An 8627-nucleotide genomic window follows, 5' to 3' on the forward strand; every position below is an offset into this window, starting at 1 on the left:
CTAGCGGGCGGGCATGAAGAAGGCGTCGTTGTCGGTGATGACGGGGCCGCGCCCGATGTAGCCCGTCAGGTCCGCTTCGGCCATCGCCACGTAGCCGGCGATGGTCTCCGGCGGCCCGAGATCCCGGACGACGATCGGGTTGGCGGCCGCCCGCGTGAGCACCGACTGCATCACGACGGACGACATCGGGTCCCGCGTGGCGACGACATAACTGTGCGTCGATCCGGTCGACCACAGCACCATGTTGGGGAAGACGTCCCAGACAGTCCGCAGAATGTCGCGATAGTCCTCCTCGCGGACGCCGTGGATCGGGATCCACTGCATGAAGACGCCGTCCTCGGCGAGCCGGCTCTCGATCAACTGATAGAATTCGCTCGTGAACAGCGCCCATGAACTCGCGTTCGCGGGGTGCGTCGCGTCCACCGAGATGATGTCGTACGACGCCTCCGCCCGGAGAAGGAAGTTGCGTCCGTCCTCGACGTGGAGCCGCAGCCGGTCGCTGTCGAGAACGTCGTAGTTCTCCTCGGAGTAGACCGCGGCCGCCTCCATCATCTCGGGAGAGAGGTCCACCGCGTCGATGATGGGGATGTCGTGCGTGTTCATCGTCCCGGTGGCGATCCCGTTGCCGAAGCTCAGGACCAGGGCGTTGCGGGCGCCGGGCCGGAGCAGCGGCGGCAGGTGTCCCAGCAGCCTGAACGCCGCCATGCTCGCGCGGTCCGTGGGCACTTCGTCGCGGCCGTTGACGAAGGAAATCTTGTAGTTGTCCTCCGGGACCTCGAGCACCGCGACGGTGGTCTCCACGCCCTCCTTGTAGAAGATGAGCCGGTCGACCTCCGTATAGTACGAGCCGAGGTAGAAGCCGGTGGGAAGGATCGCGACGGCGACGATCGTGGCCACCATGGCGCCCGCCGGCGCGAATCGCAGCGCCCGCCGGCCTCCGCGGTCGAAACGCAGCGCCACGGCTCCGAGCACGAGGTTCAGTGCCGCCAGGGCCATTGTCGTGTTGCGCAGTCCGAAGAGCGGCACGAGCACGAACCCCGTGCCGAGCGAACCGGCGATGGCTCCCACGGTATTGAACGCGTTCACGCGGCCGATGCGAAGTCCCACGACCTCCGTCCGCTCGCGCGTGTACAGGCTTCCGACGAGGGGGAACAGCGCTCCGAGGAGGACGGAGGGAGGAAAGAGCGTGATGAAGGCGATGAGGAACTCGTACGCGACGGTGTAGCCCCCGAACCAATCCTCGAGGTGGAGGGCGGGAAGTCGCGCGAAGGCGTGGAGGATGAGGACGGCCAGCAGTCCGATCGCGAGCTGGATCGCCCCGAAGTGCCTCAGCGTCGCCCGTCGCCGTCGCAGGACCCAGCTCGCGCCGGCGCCCCCGAGCGCGAGCCCGGCGAGGAAGACCGTCAGCATGAGCGAGAACGAGTACGCGGCGTGCGAGGAGTGGATATAGAGGATCCGCGCCCACACGACCTCGTAGCCGAGCGCGATGAAGCCGGAGATGGCGTACGCGATCGCCACATAGCGCAGCGCCCCGGCCGAAATCGGGAGCGCCTCCTCAGCGGGTCCGGTACGCGGCCCGGCCGCAAGCGCCGAATCCGCTTCGACATCGCCCATCTCGCTCGTCGCCCGGCCGGCCCGCCCGGCCGGACCCAGCCGCATGAGCGCGAGCGCCCCCGCCCCGACGAACAGATTGATCGCTGCACCAAGGAAGATGGTCTCGCGCGCCCCCAGATACCGGAGGAAGACGAGTCCCGTGAGGACGCAGCCCAGGGCGGCGCCCGCCGTGTTCACGAGGTAGAGCCGGCCCACGTCGCTCCCGACGCGCCCGCCGTGCGTCGCGTAGATCCGGCTCATGACGGGCAGCGTGGCCCCGATGAGGAAGGTCGTCGGCGTGAGCACGGCCAGAGAGAGGACAAGCCGGCCCAGCGTGAGCCAGACGCCTCCGGCCGGGAGGGCGTTGCTGAGCCCCGGGTAGAGCGCGTGCAGGGCCCCGAGCAGGAAGGGCGACAGCGCCGCGAGCGCCGCGATCCCCACCTCGAGTGCCGCGTATGTGCGCAGGGGCCGCGCGTGCGCATCGATTCGCCTGCCCATCATGTAGCTGCCCAGCGCGAGCCCGATCATGTAGGCCCCGATGACCGTGCTGTAGGCGTAGACGCTGACTCCGAAGGTGAAGACGGACTGCCGCACCCAGGCGATCTGGTAGATCAGCCCGCTGACCCCCGACAGAAAGAAGAGGGCCAGCAGCGCGATCCGCCGTACACGGCTATCGGGCGTCATCGGTTGGGGCATCCAGGTCGGCGGGCTCGTTCTGGACGGGAGATGAGGTGTCGGTCGGCGGCAACGTAGTCTGCCCGCTGGGTAGTCGATAGCCCGGCGCGGTCCGCCGCCCCGGCGTCACACCGGGCGCTTCCCGCCGTCTGGCCGCGGCCGGACGCGGGCAACAAGTTTCGCAGGTACGGTCCACCTGATGACCACGCGCCGACTCGAGGAGCGTCCGATGCGAACGACAGCGATGACCCTGCGGACCGCGGTGCTGGCCGCGGCCTTCGTCCCCTCCGCTCCTTCCGCCGCGTATGGCGCCGCTCCGGCGATGGCTGCGGCTCGCGCCCCGGCGGCCCAGGAAGTGACGGCGATCCGGGCCGGTCGGCTCATCGACGGCGCGGGCCAGCCGGCTCGCGACAACCAGGTGATCATCGTGCGCGGCGAGCGGATCGAAGCCGTGGGCGACGCGGCCGCCGTCGCGATCCCGGACGGCGCCCGGGTCGTCGACCTGACCGGACACACCGTGATGCCCGGGATCGTCGACGCGCACGCCCACCTTTCGATCCGGCCCGACGTTCGCACGCTCCGGGGCCAGCTGGAGGGAATGGAGCAGCACGACGCCATGCAGATGGCGCGCATCATCCGGAACATCCGGGTGCAGCTCATGTCCGGCGTCACGAGCGTCTACGTCGTCGGCGAGGTCCACTACAACGACATCCAGGCCTCGCAGGCCGTGGAGGAGGGGATCGTTCCCGGCCCCCGGATCTATCCCAGCGGGAACTTCATCTCGACCACCGCCGGCCACGGCCCGGCGGAGTACCGGACGACCAACGGACCCTGGGAGATGCGCACGTTCGTGCGGCAGAACTATGAGATGGGCGCGCACCACATGAAGCTGACGATCACCGACCGCGCGCGGGTGGGGCCCAACAACGGCACCCCGTACGCTCCGGGCGAGAGCAACTACACGAAGGAAGAGATCGACGCGGCCGTGAACGAACTGCACCGGCTCGGGATCGAGGCCACCGCGCACGCGAACGGAGAGTCCATCCGCCTGGCGGTCGAGGCGGGAGTCAACTCGATCCAGCACGGCGGGAACCTCAACGAAGAGTTGATGGACCTCATGGCGAGCCGCGACGTGGGGTTCGTGAACACGTACACCATCGGTTTCCAGAGCGTCTTCAACGAGTGGGGCTTCCTCGACAACGAAGCGGGCGACATCCGCGACTGGCTCGAGCGCGGGCGTCAGGTGCACGCGCGGGCGCTTGAAGAGAACCCGGGGCGGGCGCAGCGGCGGCTGGACCGCCTCGGGCAGCTCCGCCGCTCGAAGGAGAAGGGCGTCAAGGTCGGCATCGGGACGGACAGCATGCACGGGTACATGCTGTTGGAGATGGAGAACCTGGTGGCCGCGGGGTTCACGCCGCTCGAGGCGATCACGGCGGCCACCGGGCTGAACGCCGAGATCGTGGGGATCGAAGATGAAGTGGGGACGGTCGAGGTGGGCCGCTTCGCCGATATCATCGCGATCGACGGTCGGCCCGACGAGAACATCCGCGACATGGGGAATGTGGCGTTCATCATGGTCGGCGGCCGCGACCAGTCCGCGCTCAGTTTCCGGTAACGGCGCCTACCAGGGGGTAACGGCGCCTACCAGGGCCTTGACGCTTCGTCGTGGACCGTGGTGGGCAAGCTGTAGGACTGTTCGAAGTCGCCCACGTTGGAGATGTCGAGCATCTCCATGTAGTCGTACCCCGAGTCGAGTTTGTGGAATCCCGGAATCCGCTCGAGTGCCACCCTCCTCAGCCGGTGCTTCAGCCACAGCAGCGGAACCTGTCGGACCCTCTTGGAGGGGGGGAACAGGAACTGATCGGCGAGTTCGTCTCCGACCAGTTCCCGGCACACCTGGTATATGAACGTGGCGAAGGGCCGGCGTTCCTTGGGGTCCTTCACGCCCAGCAGGAGCGGAGCGCTGTTCACGATGCTGTTCGCCATGATGATGGCATCGTCGTCCGGGGCGGGCTCGCACAACATCCCGATCTCGAATCTGCGGCGCGCATCATCGTAGTCCTCGAAGAGGATCGCCTCCGGCACGCCCATGATCCAGGCGGTATACCTCCACACGTGGACGTAGCCCTCCCACTCCATGTCGCTGAATTTTGCGCCGAGGCGCCTGGCGTGCTGGAGGAGACGCGCCGAAAAGGTGGTCGAAGCGAGCAGGATATTGGCGGCACTGATCGGCATGCCGTGCGCCGCCGTGTCCCATTCGTCGCAATCCTTGAGCAGCATCCTCGACTGCGCATGCACCAATCGGATACGAAGCGTCAATCGCCACCCATCTCCACCCGGCTCCATCCCGCCGGGGAGGTACTGGTCGGCCAGGTGCAGGAGGTTCTGGCGGAGGCGGCGAACCCCGTTCTGAGTGATGCGGCCCCGAATCCGGAAAGACTTGCTGATCAGCGTCGAGAAGCCTTCCACGATCGCGGCTCCGGCCAGGGCTGCCGGTATGATGTTGGAATTGCGGATGAAGCCGCGCGTGGCCGCCTGCGCCAGCTTCGGATCGTACCAGTCCGGAATGACGGATACCTCGCTCACCAACTCCCTGAGGGAGTCGGGCAGGCCGTCGGGCAACTGAAACGGATCCCGCAGGGCCGAAGCGATGAGCGGGTGCACCTCGCTGGGAGCGAAGGCGGCCGCAAGATCCTCGACGACGCGATCGGCAAGGGGGTCGCCGAGCATCGTATGGCGGATGAAATCGTCCGCCAATCGGGCGTCGACGGCCCGCGCCGCCTCGTACCCGGCAGCGTAGCTGGACGGAATCCTCATGTGCGTGTTGATTTCAATCTCTCTCCATTTCAACCGAAGAGAATACGTCCGGGCACGGATTAGCAAAAGTTTCGGAGGCGTGACGCACGGGGTCCCTTCGCCCCGCGCTCTGGCGAATCGGTCGCGCGCCGCGTAAACCGTTAGCAGCCTGCGGCAGCGTTTCAGGCGAGATGCGGCGCCGCTCGAACGCAGCCGGGTTCTGCCACGGGCTGCCGGATCTGCGAGAGCCGCATGAGGGGAGGTGGGACACATCACGGAGGAACACGGCGTGAGTGACGACGGTCACTTCGACCGAGAGAATATCCGGGGCCCTATCGGTTTCATGGCGAAGAACGGCATCGCTGCGAACGTCGTCATGCTGTTTCTCGTCCTCGCCGGGCTGGCCTCGGCCCGGAACCTGGTCCAGGAGGTCCTGCCCGACTTCTCCCTGGACCGCGTCCAGATCGTCGTCCCGTATCCGGGCGCGGCTCCGGAGGAAGTCGAGGAATCCATCGTCCGGCGGATCGAGGAGCAGATCCGGGCGGTGGACGGCTTGAACCGGGTCGAAGCCACCGCCTCCGAAGGGCTCGCGTCGGTGATCGCGGAGTTCACTTCGGGAACGGACGTCAACCGCGCCCTCAACGAACTGAAGGCGGAAGTCGACCGCATTCCGACCTTCCCGGCAGCCGCCGAACGGCCCGAGATACGGGAGATCACGAGTCGGCAGAGCGTCATCCGCCTCCTCGTGTACGGCGATGTGCCGGAGCGTACGCTCAAGGAACTGGCCTACGACATCGAGGAAGGACTCTCCGCCCTTCCCGAGGTGTCGCTGGCCGAGATCAGCGGCGCCCGCCCGTACGAGATCTCGATCGAGGTGCCCCTGAGACGGCTTCGGGCCCTCGGTCTGACGTTGGACGACATCGCGTTCGCGGTGCGGCAGAGTTCACTCGAGCTGTCCGCCGGCAGGGTATCCACCAGTGGCGAAGACATCCTCGTTCGCACGCTGGGACAGAACTACGAACAGGTGGATTTCGAGGAGATCATCCTCCTCGGCCGCCCGGACGGCACGTCGGTTCGGCTCGGCGAGATCGCGACGGTACGGGACGGGTTCGCGGACACCGATCTGAGCGTGCGCTACAACGGACAGACCGCGGTCCGCGTCGACGTGTACCGGACCTCCGAAGAGCAGGTGCTGGACATCGCCGAAGCCGTAAAGCGGTATCTCGACGTCGAAGTCGTGCCGGCCCTGCCCGAAGGCGTCTCGGTAGAACTGTGGAAGGATGATTCGGAGGAAGTCTCCGGGCGCCTCGGCCTCATGACGGAGAACGCCCTGATCGGATTCGCGCTCGTCTTCCTGGCGCTGGCGCTCTTCCTCGAAATCCGGCTCGCCATGTGGGTGGCCGTGGGTCTGGCGGTCTCCTTCATGGGCGCGTTCCTCGTGATGGGCTTCCTGGGCATCTCGATCAACATGTTCTCGCTGATGGCGCTCGTGCTGGCGCTGGGCATCGTCGTGGACGATGCAATCGTCGTTGGAGAGAGCATCTTCGCAGAGAGGGAGCGGGGGCAGCGGGGCCTTGCGGCAGCCATCCGCGGCACGCGCCGCGTCAGCACGCCCGTAATATTCTCGGTTCTCACGACGATCACGGCCTTCGCCGCGCTGCTGAACGCCCCCGGCCCGCAGGGAGAACTCGGCCGCGGGATTCCGCTCGTGGTGATCGCGGTGCTCGTGATCTCGCTGATGGAATCGCTGCTCGTTCTCCCGAACCACCTCTCGCATCTGGCCGCTCCCGGCGTGCGGAGATCCGGCGCCGCCCAGCGGATGCTGCACCGGGCGCAGGGGGCCGTGGACCGGATCATGAAGCGCATCGCGGACGGCCCCCTCGACCGCGGACTCCGACTGGCGACGGAGCAGCCGTCCATCATCCTCGCTGCGGCGGCCGGCCTGCTCGTGATCTCGCTGGGGGCGGTGGCATCCGGCATCGTGCCCAACCAGTTCATTACCCCGATCGAGGGCGATGTCGTGTCGGCGAACCTGGAGATGCCGACAGGGACTCCGGCCGAACGCACGGCCCGGATCGTCGGGGAAATCGAAGCCGCGGGGCATCGGGCCGTGGCCCGCCTTTCGGAGGATGGCGACGGAGGCGAGGACCCGCTGGAGTTCGACGTCGCCGTCACCGTGGGCGAGTTGGCGGCGCTGTACGATCCTCTCGGCGGGGACGCGGTGGAGGCGGCTCGCGGCCACCTCGGCACGGTGCAGTTCAAACTGCACGACTGGAACAGCCGGGGCATCGCCGCTTCCACCTTCGAGCGCGTATGGCGCGAAGAGGTCGGGACTCCGGCTGAAGCGAAATCACTCTCCATCTCCTCGAACCTTCTGGGTCTGGGGCTGCCCGTTCACTACGAACTGTCCCATCCGGACCCCGATCGCCTGGAGGCCATCGCGGGCGAATTCACCGCTGAACTGACCGGCATGGAGGGGACGTTCGACGTCCGGAGCAACCTCGATGAGGGGTTCCGGGAACTTCAGTTGGAGTTGAATCCGGCGGGCCGCTCCCTTGACCTGACGCTCGACCGGTTCGCGACGCAGGTGCGTTCCGCCTTCTTCGGAGCGGAAGCGCTCCGAGTGCCTCGGGGCCGCGAAGACATGCGTGTGTGGGTTCGGCTTCCCGAGGAAGAGCGCAACTCCGCGACCGATGTCGAAAACTACCTCGTCCGCACCCCGGGCGGCGAAGTGCCGCTGGGTCAGATCGCGTCCGCGGGATTCTCGCGCTCGTCAGCCGCCATTCACCGGGTCGACGGACGCCGCGCCGTGACGATCACCGCGGACGTGGATCCGCGCATCGCCACCGGCCAGCAGGTGAACGCCAGACTGGACAACGAAGTGCTCCCGCGACTGACGAGCGAGAACCCGGATCTCGCCTACGCGTACGGCGGTCAGAGAAAGGAGCAGGATCACGCGATCTCCGTGCTGGGCCGGTCGCTCATTCTCGCTCTCCTCATCATGTACAGCCTGATGGCGATCCCCTTCGGCTCGTACACCCAGCCCCTCATCATCATGGCCGCCGTCCCACTGGGTGCGATCGGCGCGCTGGCCGGCCACATGCTGCTCGGTCTCAGTTGGGGGCTGTGGTCGCTGTACGGACTCGTCGGCGTCTTCGGCGTGGTCGTGAACGACTCGCTGATGATGATCCGGTTCATCAACGACCTCAGGGACTCCGGCCTGGAGCCCTCGGAGGCGATCATCAGCGGGGCCAAGGAGAGATTCCGGGCGATCATGCTCACCTCGATTACCACATTCCTGGGCGTGGCCCCGCTCGTGTTCGAGACGAGTACCTACGCTCAGCACCTCGTGCCGCTGGCGACCTCCGTCGGCTTCGGCGTGTTCATCGCCACGATCCTTCTCATGGTCGTCGTGCCGGCGCTGGTGATGACGCAGTACAACCTCGAGGCTCGGCGGGAGCGCTGGCGGCTGGCACGCGCCTGATCGCCGGATGCCGGATCGCGATGGCCGTCAGGCGGAGCACCGGAGATCTGAATCCCGGCAGGAAATCACGTAAGTCTAA

The 8627-nt window shown here is 67.0% G+C and carries 4 protein-coding genes; 2 read left to right on the forward strand and 2 right to left on the reverse strand.

Annotated features, from left to right (window positions below):
• Window positions 1–2277 carry a fused MFS/spermidine synthase gene (locus RN901_RS08215; protein ID WP_310757787.1) on the reverse strand — a complete coding sequence of 759 codons (2277 nt, stop codon included), beginning with the start codon at window positions 2275–2277 and terminating at the stop codon, window positions 1–3.
• A 220-nt stretch (window positions 2278–2497) separates the two neighbouring features.
• Between RN901_RS08215 and RN901_RS08220 the strand changes: the two genes are divergently transcribed.
• On the forward strand, window positions 2498–3883 hold the full coding sequence (locus RN901_RS08220; protein ID WP_310757788.1) for an amidohydrolase family protein: 1386 nt from the start codon (window positions 2498–2500) through the stop codon (window positions 3881–3883).
• A gap of 26 nt (window positions 3884–3909) precedes the next feature.
• Here the strand turns inward: RN901_RS08220 and RN901_RS08225 are convergent, their stop codons facing one another.
• The gene (locus tag RN901_RS08225) at window positions 3910–5085 is read right to left on the reverse strand and encodes an oxygenase MpaB family protein (protein WP_310757789.1); all 1176 of its coding nucleotides are present in this window, start codon (window positions 5083–5085) and stop codon (window positions 3910–3912) included.
• Window positions 5086–5353: 268 nt separating this feature from the next.
• Between RN901_RS08225 and RN901_RS08230 the strand changes: the two genes are divergently transcribed.
• Window positions 5354–8548 carry an efflux RND transporter permease subunit gene (locus RN901_RS08230; RefSeq protein ID WP_310757790.1) on the forward strand — a complete coding sequence of 1065 codons (3195 nt, stop codon included), beginning with the start codon at window positions 5354–5356 and terminating at the stop codon, window positions 8546–8548.
• The last annotated feature ends 79 nt before the right edge of the window (window positions 8549–8627 follow it).

The organism is Candidatus Palauibacter soopunensis, assembly GCF_947581735.1.
GTDB classification, from domain to species: Bacteria; Gemmatimonadota; Gemmatimonadetes; order Palauibacterales; family Palauibacteraceae; genus Palauibacter; species Palauibacter soopunensis.

Coding starts and splice junctions, on each gene's coding strand:
- RN901_RS08215 (WP_310757787.1), bottom strand. CDS start 2,277: ATGACGCCCGATAGCCGTGTACGGCGGATCGCGCTGCTGGCCCTCTTC.
- RN901_RS08220 (WP_310757788.1), top strand. CDS start 2,498: ATGCGAACGACAGCGATGACCCTGCGGACCGCGGTGCTGGCCGCGGCC.
- RN901_RS08225 (WP_310757789.1), bottom strand. CDS start 5,085: ATGAGGATTCCGTCCAGCTACGCTGCCGGGTACGAGGCGGCGCGGGCC.